Source organism: Chitinophaga pinensis DSM 2588 (assembly GCF_000024005.1).
GTDB classification, from domain to species: domain Bacteria; phylum Bacteroidota; class Bacteroidia; order Chitinophagales; family Chitinophagaceae; genus Chitinophaga; species Chitinophaga pinensis.
The window spans coordinates 5,102,581-5,118,114 of the sequence record NC_013132.1; the positions used below are offsets into that span (position 1 = coordinate 5,102,581).

The following is a 15,534-nucleotide window of genomic DNA, read 5'->3' on the forward strand; positions in this document are numbered from 1 at the left end:
CCCCTGTTATCAGTGATGGGCACCTGTTGTTTATACTGTCTGCATGGTAAAACGATACCTTGCCGTATCTTTTACACTCCATTCGATATTCCCCTTCATCATAACGGATAATGCCGCGATGTAACGGCCTAACTGTGCATCCGTGACAGTACCGAAAGAAGGTAGTTGGGCAGAAAGCAGTTCAAATTGTCTGACCTGGTCATCATGGATGGCTGCGGCTGTGGCAATAGCCTCTTCCAGGGAACAGCCCCGGGTATTACAGATCAGCATGACGATATTCATTTCGTCTCCCTGTTCCAGTTCCTTGTTGAAAGAAAAGAGGTCATTGGCCCAGCAGATTGTGTTACTGCACAGCATAATCAGCGTTTTAACCGTGGTGTCCAGGAATACATAATCAGGTAAGTAGAATGCCTCTATCGCCTCTAAAAGGTGTGCAAAGAAGCTGGCGCCGCTGAAAAAGGGCCGCCATTTCATGTATTCTTCCAGCGTGGGTAACTGTCCGCGGCTGACTTGTTCTATACGCCAGAGATTTGCTGCAAAAGCCTGTTGCAGACTTTCAATAAATCTCACCTGCCAGCCAAGGTTGCCGAGTTTACGGATGCGTTTCCAGAAGTCGCTTACAGCACTTAGTACCGGACCGCCTTTTTCCAGGGATACCAGGCTGTTATGCTTCATAATACCAATCAGGGCATGTACCAGTCGTTCAAATTGTTCTTGCTGTTTGATGGTAGCTGAGCCTTCTCCATGTTCATCAAACTGATCATCGAGTATGAACAGCAGTGTGTTGAGATCCGCCGCTATGCTCAGGGCATTCAGATCGGCTGTCGGAAACATCCGGGCCACCATCCAGGTAAATTTTTGTCTGTGATAACAGGACCAGGTGTCTTCATTGGTCACCAGTTGGTATTTTTTCACCCAAAGCGTTGTGTGTTTGTCAGCTTTTTCTACATACTGGTTTAAAAGGGACGGAAAGGGGCAGTACAAGCCCGGCAATTGCTGTGTGTACATGATAGTTGATTGGTTTTTAAATGAGAAATGAACAAACACTACACAGGGGCTTGTGTATCAAAATGAGAAAGTAAGTAGTACGGTCGGTAAGGGCTTATTGCTGATTGCTGCCAGACAGGTTTTTCGACAACAATAGGATGGAATTTACAGCTTTATGGGGAAACACAATTAACAATCCCTTATTGGCACTGTCGCCGAAATTTAAGCAACAGTGCCAACAGGGATTAAAATTCAGGCATTTGAGCCGCCGTCAATCGTCAATGCACTGCCAGTGATAAACCCGCTTTCAGGTCCTGCCAGGAAGTTCACCAGACTGGCAATATCGTTCACATTACCAAAATGTGTCAATGCCAGCCGGGCTATCTGACCAGCTGCATAAGCACTATCGGCCGGATTCATATCGGTATCGATGGGGCCAGGTTGAACCAGGTTGACAGTGATGCCTCTGGGTCCAAGTTCACGGGCCATCCCTTTCGTCATGCCTACCAGCGCTGATTTACTCATGGAATAGAGCGTTGCACCGGGATGCGCTACACGATCGGCCATATTACTGCCGATGCTGATGATACGACCACCTGTTCTCATATGTCTGGCGGCAGTTACTGAGGCTACGTATACGGCTTTCACGTTGATATCCATCATCTGATCATAGTCGGCAACGGTTTGCTCTTCAAACGGTCTTTCTCCATATACACCGGCGTTATTGACCAGGATATCAATAGCTCCCAGTCTGGAAACAACGGTTTCAATGGCGGCCGTAACCGCGTTATGGTCAGCGCTATCTACTTGTAGAGCCAGTGGTTTTTGTCCATAGCCTTGTTCGATGGCGTCGGCCAGCGCTGCCGCCTGATCGGCAGAACGTACATATGTAAAAGCCACCCTGGCGCCGGCAGCTACCAGCTGTTTTACGATCGCTGCACCCATGCCACGGCTACCGCCTGTGATCAGTGCGACTTTGTTTTCAAGATGTTTCATAATTAATTTTTTTCTTAATTGTTTGTAAAAGTAAAGCGGTAGCCGTAATTTTACAGGTACTGACAAGATTATTAAGTACTGACTAAAATGTAAGTAATGAGAAAGGAAAGCTCAACTAATACATTGAACAGGAATAAGATACACTTAAATTGCGGCATGGCCTATACGCTGGATCTGATAGGTGGAAGGTGGAAGCCTAACATTCTTTGGGCCCTGCTGGATGGCAAACTGCGGTATAGTGAACTGAAAAAGGTGATTCCTGACGTATCCGAGCGCATCCTTGTATTACAGCTAAGAGAGCTGGAAAAGGATGGTCTCATCACGAGACTGGTGTATGCGGAAGTGCCACCGAGAGTGGAATATGAACTCACAAACGACGGACAATCAATGAAGCCGATGTTGGAATGCATCTCTGACTGGGGTGATAAACATCGGCCTGAAAAGACAAAATAGTACTATCTTAAGAAACTTTAGTTTAAAATAAGACACACCATACATGACCTTAGACATATTTTTCACCATCTTTCTGGTGCTGCTGAACGGTTTTTTTGTAGCAGCAGAATTTGCGATTGTGAAAGTCCGATCGTCGCAGATCGAAGTAAGTGCGGGCCGCAGCAAGACGGTTTCGCAGGTAGCCAAAAACATTGTCAATAATCTGGACGGTTACCTTGCTGCAACACAGCTGGGTATCACGTTAGCTTCTCTCGGATTGGGCTGGGTTGGGGAAAAGGTAATGACTGAATTGATCCTCAATATATTCCATGCTCTCAATTTCAACATGCAGGAAGCTGTTGCGCATAAGATTGCTATTCCTATAGCGTTCCTGGGAATTACCATTCTGCATATCGTATTCGGTGAACTGGCGCCAAAATCACTGGCCATCCGTAAACCTGTTCCTACGACATTTACAGTGGCGCTGCCCCTGAAATTGTTTTATGTAGTATTCAGACCGTTTATCTGGATGCTGAACAGTTTTGCCAACGTGATCCTGCGTATGGTAGGTATTCGTCCGGTACACGAGCACGAAGACATTCACACAGAAGAAGAATTACGTGTAATCATAGCAGAAAGCCATCAGGGTGGTGTTATTGAGGAAACAGAAAAGGCGCTTATCCAGAACGTTTTCAATCTGGGAGATCGTCATGTATCTGCGTTGATGACCCCTCGTAATGAGGTGGTATGGCTGGACGTAGATGATGATCCGGAAGTGAATAAGGCGAAGATCCTGACGCAGAAACATACTGTATATCCGATCGCTAAAGGTGATCTGGACCATACGACCGGCTTTGTATATTCCAAAGACCTGTTGAGCGATAACTTCAACGGCGCTGTCAATAACCTGGAAGCGATCAGCCGTAAACTGCTGGTGGTAACAGTACACAACCGTACCTATCAGTTGCTGGAGCTCTTCAAACGTGAGAGGATCTATCAGGCAATGGTGGTGGACGAATTTGGTTCCATTAAAGGTCTGGTGACGATCAACGATATCGTGGATGCACTGGTAGGTAATATCTCTGAAACGAATGAATTTGAATATGAGGTAATTCGCAATGAAGATGGTAGTATCCTGGTGGATGGTCAGCTGCCGTTTGTTGAATTCCTTGAAATGATGGGTATTGATGCAGATCCGCAGAAGGTAAACGTGACGAATTTCGTGACCCTGGGTGGTTTCATCCTGGACAGAATGGGTAAGATCCCTGAGGCCGGCGATAGCATCAACTGGCGTAACCTGAAGCTGGAAGTGATCAAAATGGATCAGCACCGTATCGCCAAGGTACACATCTGTAATTTCGATAAAGACAAAGAGAAGGATGACAATAAATAAGTCATGCTGTTAAAAAAATAAAGGGAGCACCGTTTTATAATGGTGCTCTTTTTTTGTCCTGGAAAATTTTATCTTGAAAAGTAAACTAGCCAATAATATCCTGCGATGATCAAACGATTAAAGTCACTGTTGCCACATGCAATTGCCATTTTGGCGCTGCTGCTGCTTTCAATTATTTACTGCCGGCCTGCTATGAACGGCAAAATACTCAGCCAGAGTGATAATGTACAGTGGCAGGGTATGGCAAAAGAAGCAATGGATTATAAACAGGCACATGGCATTACGCCGCTGTGGACGACCAGCATGTTTGGCGGAATGCCGACATACCAGATTGCACTTGAAACGCCTTATGACTTTGTTAACTATATACCCGCCATACTGACGCTGGGGCTTCCAAAGCCAGTGAATGTGCTGTTTCTCTCAGCGATTTGTTTTTATCTTTTATGCATAACGTTGGGCGCAAATCCCTGGCTCGGATTTCTGGGAGCAGTTGCGTATACCTACGCCAGCTACTCGCCTATTATTATTGTAACAGGGCATGAAACTAAAATGCTCGCGATGGCTTATATGCCGGCAGTAATCGCCGGGCTTATACTGATCATTCGTCAGCGTTACCTGTTGGGGACTGGTATTATGGCCCTGGCACTGACCTATCTGATAGGTGCAAATCACCTGCAGATCACTTATTATTTCTTCCTTATACTGGGTGTTATTGGTGTAGCATATGCTGTTTACAGTATACTTCAGAAACAATATAAAGAACTGATTATAGGTGGACTAGCCGTATTGCTGGCCGTCGGACTTGCATTAGCCACAAACGCGGTTAGTCTGTGGACGACCTACGAATATTCAAAAGAAAGTACCCGTGGAGGCACTTCAGAATTGACACCACTGCCGACTGCCGCAACAGCAGATAAACCACAGGGAGGACTGGAAAGAAGTTATGCTTTTGCCTGGAGCTATGGAAAGTTTGAAAGCTTTACGCTCTTGGTTCCTGATATCTACGGCGGTAGTTCTTCCGGTTCATTGAGTAAAGATTCAGAGACTTTTAAGAAGTTGTCGGCTATGGGTGTACCGGAGAATCAGTCAGAACAACTGATTAAACATTGGAATCTTTATTGGGGAGACCAGTCGGTGTTAGGCACCTCCGGACCTGTATATCTGGGTATTGTGATTTGTATGTTGGTGTTACTGGGACTTTTCATTATCAGGTCCTGGCATAAATGGTGGCTGATCGCTATCAGTGTATTAGGCATTGTCCTGGCCTGGGGCAGTAACTTCCCTGCATTTAACTACTTTATGTTTGATCATTTCCCACTGTATAATAAATTCCGTGCACCATCACAGGCTTTGATTATTCCGCAGTTCTCTTTCGCTATCCTAGCTGTATTAACCTTGCAGGAACTGATAGGTGGTAAAATAACGAAGGAAGTGTTGATGAAAAAACTGAAATGGACAGGGTTGATTATGGCAGGTTTGCTGGTAATCATTTATGCAGCATCCTTGAGCGCGAATTATACCAACGCCACTCATGATCCGCAGAATCCAGGCGGAGATGACAGGTTCCAGTCAGAACTGACGCAGATGTTGCAGGGCAATACGCAATTGAGCGGAGAGTTAATGAGCGCATTATATGCAGACAGGGAACAGCTGTATCATCACGATGTATGGCGGGCAGCATTCTTTGCAGGTCTGGTATTCCTGTTACTATGGTTCTTCCTGAAAAAAGGATTCAATACTACTTATCTGCTGGCGGGTATTGGTATATTGGCGACAATAGATCTTTTGCAGGTAGATAGCAGGTATCTCAATAGTGAGAGTTTTATGGATGAGAGTAACTACAGCAGACCATTCCAGGCATCAGCGGCTGACCAACAGATATTACAGGATAAAGATCCTCACTACAGGGTGTTTAACCTGACGGCTCATCCTTTTGATGATGCGATGACATCCTACTTCCACAAGAGTGTAGGTGGATACCATGCAGCAAAGCTCCAACTCTATGCCGATCTTATTGAACGGCAGATCAGCAGGAATAATTTGCAGGTACTCAATATGCTCAATACAAAATATGTGATCGTACCAGGAGCAGATGGGCAACCGGTGGCTCAGCGTAACCCTGAGGCATTAGGCAATGCATGGTTTGTAAAACAGATCGTGTGGGCGAAAAATGCTGAGGAGGAAATGAGCATGTTGGATCATATGAATACCCGTGATTCTGTGGTGATTGATGGACGTTACAAAAACACGGTGAGTAGCGAGCCGGTATACGATTCAACAGCAACGATCAGCCTGATTGCCAATAATCTGAATGAGATCAGTTATAATTCCAATACGGTGAGTCCGCAGTTTGCGGTATTCTCAGAAGTTTACTATAGCCAGGGTTGGAAAGCGTATGTGGATGGTACAGAAGTACCGTATGCAAGAGTGAACTATGCTTTACGCGGTATGCCGGTTCCAGCAGGTAAACATACTATTCTGTTCAGGTTTGAACCGGCTGCATACTATACTGGTATGAAGTTATCGATTGGTAGTTACCTGGTAATGTTATTACTGCTGACCGGAGGCATAGTATTGAATTTTAGAATGAACAAAGTGAATGAGGAGAAATCAAAAAGTGTTTGATAATTTTGAGGCAGAGACGGCAATCATAGATAGAATAAGGTATATAGAGGGTTGAAGCGTATGTTTGTCAGCGATAGTGGGTAGCGCGAATACCGTTGTTTTAGCGTCATGAATAGCAGCTGTTTGTAAAGAGAATAGCATTTCGCCGAATATAGATGGACGCTATATCTGAATATTAAACGGCATTAAAAGAGCAATATAAAAGAAGATCTCTGTTTAGATTTTAATAAACAGAGATCTTCTTTCCTAAAGAATTTACCAACCATTTTATAAAGACATCTTATGACCAAACATCGCATGAAAAGCGCCAGGATGCGGCGATTAAAGCAAAGACCATTACATTGGAAAGAGGTTGTAGTATTTGTTGAACAGGTTGATTTGCTGGAGGGAAATTAAAAGAGTATAGAAATAAAAAAGAAGATGCATCTGTATGCGTTTGTTTGTACCCCTATTTGAAATACACTGCTGTAATATTCATCTACAGTAATAATCATGAAATAACGAGGCAATGATAACATAGGTTTCCGTCTGTTGTTGACGGAACGATATATTATGTCTGTGATACGGGGATAATTCTTTACAGAGATATTCTGTGAGCTGTCCTATTGGGTTATCTCAGGGATTATTCCGCAGTCTTATCTTACTGTCCTGTAGGTTTATCCTACGGGCTGGTTATGCGCTCGTATTGGCTGAAAGTAATTGCTGCTGTAATTATTAATGCTATCGCTATTGTATTGCCAATGCTATCGTTATTGCCATTGCGATAGAGTTTGAAGTACAGATTACCCTTACTGAACTGTATTAACAATAGACAATGATGAACGATACCGTTGATAAAAGTGGTAGGGTCGAAATGGTCTCAGTTACATAAAAGCCGCTGCCAAAGCACCTTAACAAACACCTTAACAGCAACAAGTATCTGGAGTTGTCAGCTCCTTCTTCCCTAACTCATTTTGGGGCGGGACCAACTTTTTATTCAGGAATCATTTAGAATCATTTAAAAAGAACATTTATGAAAGAACGTAAATTCCACAAGCAGATTGCAGGTATTGTCCAGGATAAATTCCAGGAACTTGATGTGTCCTTCGCAAGACTGCTGATTACATTCAGACAATTGTATGATAATATCGTTAGCCACGATAGCAGGATCAGGAAAATAGAATCAGCCGCACAGGCGATAAGGACAGATCAGACGACATTGCAATCAAACCTGATCACAATGGTGCTGAGCAATCACAAGCTGAAGCGACAGCTGAAACATGCCAATGTCAGGGCTGATTTCATTTATAGTAAGACTGTGGAATTCGGCAACGAGCTAGTGGAGTTAAAAAATGAACTGATTGCATTAAAGGGCGCTAATATGGCTCCGACAGATAACAGCGAAGAGAAAAAGGACCCGGCAGCCGAAAATGCAGTAAAGGAAGCAGCTGCATGAATTGTGTAGGAACGACATGAGGATATCAAAAGAGGGGAATGTAACCGCGGGCTTATCCGGAGTAGACAGAAAGCCGCCCATTGCAATTATATCAAAATAGCATCGCACGGTACCCAGAATGTTTATAGAGAGAAGAAAGAGCTGTGTCGTTGTAGTAATAAGGCAGATTGGGGCCGTGCGTGCTGATTAATCAAATATTTCTTATGGCTGATGTATCCAACGAAACGATAGACATGCTTATTTCCCGGATATCCGCATTGGAAAAAACGGTTCAAGAGGGGTTTAAAACAATGGATGAAAGGTTGACATCTCTCGAACTTATATTGACCGGTATTGGAACGAGGTTTAACAATATGGAGTCCAGGATGATTGATATAGAACAAAGGCAGATCGCACATGAGATCCAGATTGAAAGCCGTTTCTATTCTATTGAAGTACTCCTGGAGAAAAACACGGAACCTAACCCTGCCTGGAATAAACATCCCGGTAAAACGCCTCCCAAAGGCAGAGGTAAGGTGTAAGTGGTACAATAAAAGAACCGTACCGTGTCTGAAAGGCCGCACGCTGAGCTATGGAAACTTCTTTAAGGTGTATAACAAACCGAATGATAAAAAGAGGTGATCAGAGATGCGTCCGATATTTGACACAGCGGACGCATCTCTTTGATTATTTTCCCCATACTGCACTGAAACGTGCATTATCGTCATAGTTCTGGACTTTCAACAGACGCAGACCCTGTGAAGAAAACTGATTGAATTTTGACTGGTAATCTGATGATGACATACCATAGTAGGCGGCATAGTTGTTCTTTTTAGGACGCCATACCCCTCCTACTTTACTGCCATTCACACAGATACTTTTCAGTTCCCAGTTTGGATACAGTTCGTTGAACTTGTTGTTGAAATCGGTGGAATTCATACCATAGTACAGGTAAAACCCATTGTCATTTGGCTTGTTAACAAATACTGCCGCATGAAGCCTTTTCCCGTTTACAGTATAGTCAACGTGTTCCTGCACATGCCACTTTTTAGTAGTAACATATGTCTTCCAGGCATTGTCAAAAGTTGCATCATCTGCATTGTGCACAGAATAGGCTGCCTGTCCGCCAGGATTCTTTTCCCATATTACAGAGAAGCGCGGGTTACCACTGCCGTCTTTGGTCACAGATATCTGACGTGGACGCATACCTTGTGCATTATAGGTATTGAAGTAGGTCTGGTAGGTAGAGCCAGTCATATAAAAACGGGCATACCATGCTGTTGACAGTCCCCACTGGAAAGAACCTGCTGCATATAGTGAACTACCATTACGGTCTACGCTGACAGTCTGTAATGCCATACCCATACCGGTATAATATGCCCAGTACTTATTTACCAGGTCCAGCGGTACATTATGGAAGCTAGGATAGAAAGGCGCAAAAAGGCGCTCATAAGGAGTAACCGCTCCCAGGTCATAACAACTTACACTGCTGTGGTTGTAAGTGCCATATGGGTCAACATTTACCCATTCGCCGCTATGGCCGGTACGGGTATCCAGTACGCTTACTTCGAAGTGCAGGTGTACATTGAAGGATTTGGTATCTGCGTTTTTCAATGTACCGTCATCATTAAGAATGACACCAATACCTCCTGAGCCGGTATTGCCGGAATAGGCAATGAACTGTCCGGCTTGTACGATATCGTTCTTCTTTACCTTGATGGTCTGGCTATTGGTACCCCAGCACAGGTTGCTGCTGGTACCACTGGTAGCAAAGGATTTGTATTTGGCGGTCGGAGAGTTTTTGGCTAATCCACGGTCATTGTCATAGCCGTTACGTAAATGGAGATAGCGGCTGCGATATTTGAATCCGTCAGGAGCAGTGTGCTCGATGATAACTATATTACCACCGCCATTAGACCAATAAACGTCTATTACCTTACCAGGTGCAATGGCGTAAACACCAAAAGTCGGATCCTCATTAGACGCTACGGATGACTTGCCATAGTCAATCGCACGATGAGGGTCTTTAGCGCCGTTATTGTCGTTGTCCCAGCTGTAATAAAAGCCTTGCCAGATACCTACGCTGCCGCTTTTGTAAGGCAGGTATAAAGGCATATGTGCTTTTACACCACTGTATACAGGGTCCAGGCCGTCTTCTACTACGGGAGGCGCGCAGCTGCCACTACGAAACATGGCAATGCCGGGAGCGTCTGCTTCTGTAAAGATCACCTGCTTTTGAGCGACTATCTTTCTCGAAGGAGTGATCGTTCTGAATCGGCTGACCGCAGGTTTATTACTGATCTCATCTCCATCAGCTCCCTGCGGAATAGCTAAGGTTGGTTTCTGAATAGCCTTATACAAAAGTTCAGGCGATTCCTTCTCTTCTTGTTGTGGATCCTGCGCAAATGTCTGCATACATAACAATGCAGCTGCCGCAGAAAGTAAAAGTTTCATAAAGTGAAAATTTCGGGGTTAAAAATTATTACGAAGGCAAAATAAGGACATCCTTCAGGCAAAGAAAAATGCCAATTCCTATCTGGCGAGATTTCAATGGTAAATGGCGGTATTGAGAAAATAAGAGGCGGGAAACGTATGTTGGTAAAGGGTTTTGCGGGAAATACGTATTTCGGGAAGTACGCAGTATACAGGTATTTCAGGCAGTAAATGAAGCGGAGTACACTTTTGTAGGGATTACAAGGGGAAACATGGGGCATTCGGGGCTATAAACATTCGTGTCCTGGAAAGCAGGCGCGAGTAACGCCGGGTTTAATTAGTATGCCCGGTAAGAAGGTGCATTTGATGCAGCATACTCTCAATGTAGCTATACGCTGTATCGGGGCAACTGCAAAGGAGGAGGATTTTTGATTTTTAAGTCAGCATCGGATGAATTGTGCACATAGGATAAATGAGATTAATCAATCACACATCAGTGGCGTTAATCCCCGTCTGGTTATTCGTTTTAATCAGACGTTAGCAAGTGTGTGCGATAACTAATAACTAAAACTGGCATTGGGAATATCTGCTCCGGAAGTATATCATACACACAGGAACCTGAGTATATGATACTGCGGTCAGTTAAACAGCTGTCTGTATTCCATAGGAGACATCGCAGTTTTATTCCTGAATAGTTTGTTGAATGCCTGCGGATAGGCAAACCCGAGTTGGTAGGCAATCTCTCCGATAGAAAGACGTGTACCTGCCAATACTTCCTTGGCTTTCTCTATTAGACAATCATGAATATGCTGTTGCGCACTTTGTCCGGTGAGCTGACGCAGTGTATCACTCAGATACTTGGATGACATATGCAGCTGTCCTGCAAGATAACTGACAGTAGGTAAGCCTTCAGTAGCTGTCTTGTCATGCTCAAAATATGTATTCAATACCCGTTCTACTTTTTCAAGTATATCATTGTATGCAGGTTTACGCGTAATAAACTGCCTGTTGTAAAAACGATTGCTATAATTGAGTAGCAGCTCCAACTGATTAATAATAATATCCTGACTGAAACGATCGATAGGCTGTTGGTATTCCTGTGCAATACCCTGCAAAATAGCTTTGATCATCGCTTCTTCCTGTTCTGACAGGATCAATGCCTCGTTTATCGCGTACTGAAAGAAATGATACTGTTTCATCTTTGCATCCAGTGACGTATTCCGGATAAAGTCCGGATGTATATTCATACACCAGCCTGCAGGCGCGATGGCATCACCTGCTTCCAGCGTATGTACCTGATTGGGTGCAAAGAAGGATAAGACGCCCTGATTAAAATCATAGCTTGTCTGACCATATTTTAACTTACAAGGACAGCCATGTTTCAGCGCAATAGAGTAAAATCCGGTGGTAAACCGCATCGTCTCTCCTATCTCCTTAACAGGTACATGTTCTAATCTGAAAATCGATATCAGCGGATGCAAGGGAGCACTTATACCTGTCAGTTCCGCTTGTTGTATGATAGTAGCGATATGAAACGGTATGTTCTCTTTTTTCATATGAAGGAAACTGTGTGGTAAATGTACAAAGAATTAAGAGGATGCCTGTTGCTGGAAATGTGGGCGGAAAGCCTTCGCAAAAATACGGGTGATCATTTTATTAGGAAAAAAGTAAGCGATCCTCATGAGCAGCAGATTCTTACTTCCGGAGATAGTGATCCGCTTTCCTTTTTGTAATCCCTTCAGGGCGGCCGTTACCACTTGCTCAGGAGTTTGTAATTGAGTATTGCCCAGAATGGTTTGCCGGTCATCTTTCTTCATCTGCGCATTGTCAAAAAAACTGGTTTCTGTAGCGCCAGGACATAACAACATGACCTGTATATTGAAAGGGCTGTTTTCTTCTGCAACAGCTTCTGTAAAAGAGCGTACGAATGCTTTAGAGGCAGCATAGGTAGCCATAAAAGGCGATGGTTGGAAACATGCCATAGAAGCCACGTTTATAACAGTACCCTGTTTGCGTATCCGCATCGGGATAAGGTAATGATGGGTCAGTGCCACCAGGGTCTGCATATTCAACTGCATCATGCGCAACTCGCCGGCAAGTGGTAAATAAGTGAAATCACCTGCACTGCCGATACCCGCGTTATTTATCAGCAGATCGACATCCAGTCCCTTATCAGCTACCTCGGCGACCAGCTGCTGATCTGCATCTGCAATCGATAGATCCAGGGACTGATAATATACCTTAACCTTGTGCTGAGCCATTAATTGTTGGCTTAAAGCCTGTAATTTCTCTCCGTTACGGGCAACTAACATAAGGTGGTGTCCTGCGGCGGCTAACCGTCTGGCAAAGGCCTCTCCTATACCTGTGGATGCCCCTGTTATCAAAGCTACTTTCGTCATGTATTGTTCTTTGATACAAAGGAACTACAGACCAGGAAACCAAATGTATCCATATAGCCGGTTATTGTATCCGAAAAAGAAAACGGGTAATAGTTGCGCTATCTGGCAGCTACTACCCGTTTTCAGTTATATATCCTCCGGACTTATCGTCTCAGCAAATTGCTCTTTACATACCCATAGCTCTTTTTGATACTATCAAATGGATCAATAGAGATCTGGTCCTGCTCGACAAAGGCGTATTTAACACCGGCAAGGCTTGCATTGTCAAAGATCTCCTTAAACTTCACAGCCCCGGTACCTACTTCCGCAAATTTCACTTTGGGCAGTATCTCCATGGACGTTTTCTTATCATTGTCGCCACCCGCAATCTTTTCCTGGGCTGCCTTATCAATATCTTTCACATGCCACATCGCAAAACGGCCAGGATGTTCCTTAAACAGTCTTACTGGGTCCATGCCTGCCTTGATAGCCCAGAATAAATCCAGTTCAAATGCTACTAAAGAAGGATCAGTACCTTTCAGCATGATTTCATAACCGGTGGTATTCACGTCAGGTTGGTTTCTGAATTCCCAGAAATGGTTATGATAGCCCACCTTCAGGTCAGATTTTCCTGCCAGTTCTCCTGCTTTATTCAGTTGTTCAGCGATGAATTTATAGTCGTCCGCAGTCAGTTTGTCCCACAACGCTATCGGAGGTACAGGTACAACCAGGTATTGTTGTCCCAGTTCCTTTGCAATATCAATCTGGACTTTCAGTGCTTCATCGTTCCCATTGCCACGGGTCAGGTAGTCATTCAGCTGATAATGACCGCTGTGGGTGAGCAGCTTATGTTCTTTCAGTAAGGCTTTCAGTCCTTTGGGATCCAGGCCCCAGAACTGCTCTTTCTGGTCAGGCGCCTTGTAACCGTAGAAGGTTTCCACGTGGTTGTAGCCTATTTCCGCTACTTTGGCGATGGTACCTTTAACATCCTTCGCGAGCTGGTCGCGCAGGGTGTACAATTGAATTCCTATCCTGTTCACTGTATTTTCTCTGCCTCGACTGAAAATACCTGAGGGATTGATCATCAATCCGGCTGCTATTAAGCCAGCCTGCTGCATAAAAATTCTTCTTGAGCTCATATTTTAGTTTTTTTAACGTGGCATGGTGCAGATCTGAAAATACAAAAAAACGGTGATGACAAGAAAAGTATAAGGAGGAACGGGTCCAAAACAGGAAAGGGAATACCCCCACGGTACTCCCTTTCCTGTTTTTTTGACTGTAAAAATTGCTTACAGAAAGATTTTTGCAAACAGCAATCCAACAGCAATAACAATAGGACCTGCAAATGCCAGCCAGCCCATTTTGGGTCTTGGTATAGCATTTAAAGCAGGTAATAATTCGTTACTTACTTCGTACAACTTGTTGTCGGTTTTGCGTACACACCACATGGAGCCTATCGGAAACATTGGTATCCAGTACAGATGCGCATACTGTTGTCTGTATTCAAACTGCACAACGCCCGGTACTGACTCTTGAATGCCAATTTCCGCCAATTGCACAGCTTTTACTTTGAAACTGTTGCGTCCATAAAAGAAGATCATAGAGGTTTTGGGTTTAGGTTTAGGAGATATGCTATTTAGGACCGGCAATATATGAACATTTTTAATAATAAGCAAGAAGGTCCACGGGGCGGCGGACCTTCAGATAGGTGTAGGTATATACAGGATTGAGGATGCGAAATTATTCCCAGGGGAGGTCGACTGTCGCACCGAAACGTATTGTGTTGGACAGCGGACTACGGTTGAACCCATTCCCTGAGGGTACGATATAGGCAACATTGATCATTGCCGAGCCGTATTTATACCCCAGTCCGGTAGTAACGTATTTACGGTCGCCATGGGTTTTATCTTCCCAGAAGTAACCTGCTCTTACAAAGAACTGGTCAGTAAAGCTGTACTCACCGCCCAGTGACACCTGAAAGGATTTGAATCCTCCATTGGCGCTGCTGAAAGACTTGAACCAGCTTTTTACCACACTGTAGTCGTAGTAAGATTCAATACCAGCGGAATCATTCGGTACAACCGGCGTTAGTAACTTGTTGATTTCCAGCCCGAACGTTATTTTATGTCCTTCTTCCATCGGCAGTCTGTAGTTCGCGCCCAGACCAAAGTTGGAAGGCAGGTATTCCTTGGATGTACTATTGTTGCTGTAATTGACACGGGAACCTAGATTGGTAATAGTTGCTCCCATGGCCAGTCCTTTCCCCTCTTCGTCAACCATGTTATAAGTCATGGAGAGGTCCACTCCGAAAGCATTACCTGCTTTATAATTAACACCTGAGTTATTCGCATTACCACTTGCCAGTTTGGAATAGATGTATCGAGCGCCCAGGGCCAGGCTGAAATGCTCTCCCAGTTTACGGGCATAGCCGCCTTCCAGGGAAAACTCCCTCGGACTGGAGCTACCCAGTGCATTGCCAAGAGCATCCGCAAACTGAACCTTGCCCAGGTTGAAATAGCGTAAGGAACCGCTAATGGCCTGATCGTCATCCAGCTTGTGATAACCACTCACCGTGGCGAGATAGATCTTGTTGCTGACCTCTCTCAGCCAGGGAACATAGGACACCGCCAGACTATTGGGAGCTTCGGCAAATGCGATCTTGGACAAATTATAAAACGGGGAATTGGCATCCGCCTGTGTAGCAATGCCCATATCTCCCATACCACCCGCGCGTGCATCCGGAGATACACGAAGAAACGGAGCGGCGGAAGTTGCCACATTCAGGGTTTTGTCCTGTGCCTGCAATATTGGAGGCAGGCCTGTCGCCATTAAAAAAGCTAATGCTGCAGAGCGGAAACGGAAACGTATCATCTCAA

Annotated in this window: 13 protein-coding genes; 5 read left to right on the forward strand and 8 right to left on the reverse strand. The window is 44.5% G+C overall.

Annotated features, from left to right (window positions below):
* Positions 1-30: 30 nt before the first annotated feature.
* Together CPIN_RS20360 and CPIN_RS20365 are read right to left on the reverse strand one after the other, a co-directional pair.
* Entirely contained in the window at positions 31-1,008 is a 978-nt protein-coding gene (locus CPIN_RS20360; RefSeq protein ID WP_012791732.1) for a terpene synthase family protein, read from the reverse strand.
* Between the two features lie 231 nt (positions 1,009-1,239).
* Positions 1,240-1,983, reverse strand: a complete 744-nt coding sequence (locus tag CPIN_RS20365) for an SDR family NAD(P)-dependent oxidoreductase (RefSeq protein WP_012791733.1) — start codon at positions 1,981-1,983, stop codon at positions 1,240-1,242.
* A 96-nt stretch (positions 1,984-2,079) separates the two neighbouring features.
* On the opposite strand from CPIN_RS20365, the gene CPIN_RS20370 reads away from it, so the two are divergent.
* From CPIN_RS20370 to CPIN_RS20390, 5 genes are all read left to right on the forward strand, one after another.
* Positions 2,080-2,436, forward strand: a complete 357-nt coding sequence (locus CPIN_RS20370; protein ID WP_012791734.1) for a winged helix-turn-helix transcriptional regulator — start codon at positions 2,080-2,082, stop codon at positions 2,434-2,436.
* A 43-nt stretch (positions 2,437-2,479) separates the two neighbouring features.
* The gene (locus CPIN_RS20375) at positions 2,480-3,808 is read left to right on the forward strand and encodes a hemolysin family protein (protein WP_012791735.1); all 1,329 of its coding nucleotides are present in this window, start codon (positions 2,480-2,482) and stop codon (positions 3,806-3,808) included.
* A gap of 105 nt (positions 3,809-3,913) precedes the next feature.
* Complete coding sequence (locus CPIN_RS20380) at positions 3,914-6,433, forward strand: YfhO family protein (protein ID WP_012791736.1); 2,520 nt, start codon at positions 3,914-3,916, stop codon at positions 6,431-6,433.
* A 1,012-nt stretch (positions 6,434-7,445) separates the two neighbouring features.
* Positions 7,446-7,868, forward strand: a complete 423-nt coding sequence (locus CPIN_RS20385; RefSeq protein WP_012791737.1) for a hypothetical protein — start codon at positions 7,446-7,448, stop codon at positions 7,866-7,868.
* A 203-nt stretch (positions 7,869-8,071) separates the two neighbouring features.
* A complete protein-coding gene (locus tag CPIN_RS20390; protein WP_012791738.1) occupies positions 8,072-8,389 on the forward strand; it encodes a hypothetical protein in 318 nt (105 codons plus the stop codon).
* Between the two features lie 145 nt (positions 8,390-8,534).
* Here the strand turns inward: CPIN_RS20390 and CPIN_RS20395 are convergent, their stop codons facing one another.
* The 6 genes from CPIN_RS20395 to porV form a co-directional block, all read right to left on the reverse strand.
* Positions 8,535-10,301, reverse strand: coding sequence for a M23 family metallopeptidase (locus tag CPIN_RS20395; protein ID WP_012791739.1), 1,767 nt, complete (start codon positions 10,299-10,301; stop codon positions 8,535-8,537).
* A 617-nt stretch (positions 10,302-10,918) separates the two neighbouring features.
* Entirely contained in the window at positions 10,919-11,836 is a 918-nt protein-coding gene (locus tag CPIN_RS20400) for a helix-turn-helix domain-containing protein (RefSeq protein WP_012791740.1), read from the reverse strand.
* A 33-nt stretch (positions 11,837-11,869) separates the two neighbouring features.
* Positions 11,870-12,679 carry an SDR family NAD(P)-dependent oxidoreductase gene (locus CPIN_RS20405; protein WP_012791741.1) on the reverse strand — a complete coding sequence of 270 codons (810 nt, stop codon included), beginning with the start codon at positions 12,677-12,679 and terminating at the stop codon, positions 11,870-11,872.
* Positions 12,680-12,822: 143 nt separating this feature from the next.
* Positions 12,823-13,797 carry a sugar phosphate isomerase/epimerase family protein gene (locus CPIN_RS20410; RefSeq protein ID WP_012791742.1) on the reverse strand — a complete coding sequence of 325 codons (975 nt, stop codon included), beginning with the start codon at positions 13,795-13,797 and terminating at the stop codon, positions 12,823-12,825.
* Positions 13,798-13,947: 150 nt separating this feature from the next.
* Positions 13,948-14,259: a hypothetical protein gene (locus tag CPIN_RS20415; RefSeq protein WP_012791743.1), complete on the reverse strand. Its 312-nt coding sequence runs from the start codon at positions 14,257-14,259 to the stop codon at positions 13,948-13,950.
* 139 nt (positions 14,260-14,398) lie between these two features.
* Positions 14,399-15,529, reverse strand: coding sequence for a type IX secretion system outer membrane channel protein PorV (gene porV, locus CPIN_RS20420; RefSeq protein ID WP_012791744.1), 1,131 nt, complete (start codon positions 15,527-15,529; stop codon positions 14,399-14,401).
* Positions 15,530-15,534 lie beyond the last annotated feature (5 nt).

Bases quoted from the DNA above. Each gene is read 5' to 3' on its own strand.
- CPIN_RS20360 (WP_012791732.1), bottom strand. From the start codon at position 1,008: ATGTACACACAGCAATTGCCGGGCTTGTACTGCCCCTTTCCGTCCCTT.
- CPIN_RS20365 (WP_012791733.1), bottom strand. From the start codon at position 1,983: ATGAAACATCTTGAAAACAAAGTCGCACTGATCACAGGCGGTAGCCGT.
- CPIN_RS20370 (WP_012791734.1), top strand. From the start codon at position 2,080: ATGAGAAAGGAAAGCTCAACTAATACATTGAACAGGAATAAGATACAC.
- CPIN_RS20375 (WP_012791735.1), top strand. From the start codon at position 2,480: ATGACCTTAGACATATTTTTCACCATCTTTCTGGTGCTGCTGAACGGT.
- CPIN_RS20380 (WP_012791736.1), top strand. From the start codon at position 3,914: ATGATCAAACGATTAAAGTCACTGTTGCCACATGCAATTGCCATTTTG.
- CPIN_RS20385 (WP_012791737.1), top strand. From the start codon at position 7,446: ATGAAAGAACGTAAATTCCACAAGCAGATTGCAGGTATTGTCCAGGAT.
- CPIN_RS20390 (WP_012791738.1), top strand. From the start codon at position 8,072: ATGGCTGATGTATCCAACGAAACGATAGACATGCTTATTTCCCGGATA.
- CPIN_RS20395 (WP_012791739.1), bottom strand. From the start codon at position 10,301: ATGAAACTTTTACTTTCTGCGGCAGCTGCATTGTTATGTATGCAGACA.
- CPIN_RS20400 (WP_012791740.1), bottom strand. From the start codon at position 11,836: ATGAAAAAAGAGAACATACCGTTTCATATCGCTACTATCATACAACAA.
- CPIN_RS20405 (WP_012791741.1), bottom strand. From the start codon at position 12,679: ATGACGAAAGTAGCTTTGATAACAGGGGCATCCACAGGTATAGGAGAG.
- CPIN_RS20410 (WP_012791742.1), bottom strand. From the start codon at position 13,797: ATGAGCTCAAGAAGAATTTTTATGCAGCAGGCTGGCTTAATAGCAGCC.
- CPIN_RS20415 (WP_012791743.1), bottom strand. From the start codon at position 14,259: ATGATCTTCTTTTATGGACGCAACAGTTTCAAAGTAAAAGCTGTGCAA.
- porV (WP_012791744.1), bottom strand. From the start codon at position 15,529: ATGATACGTTTCCGTTTCCGCTCTGCAGCATTAGCTTTTTTAATGGCG.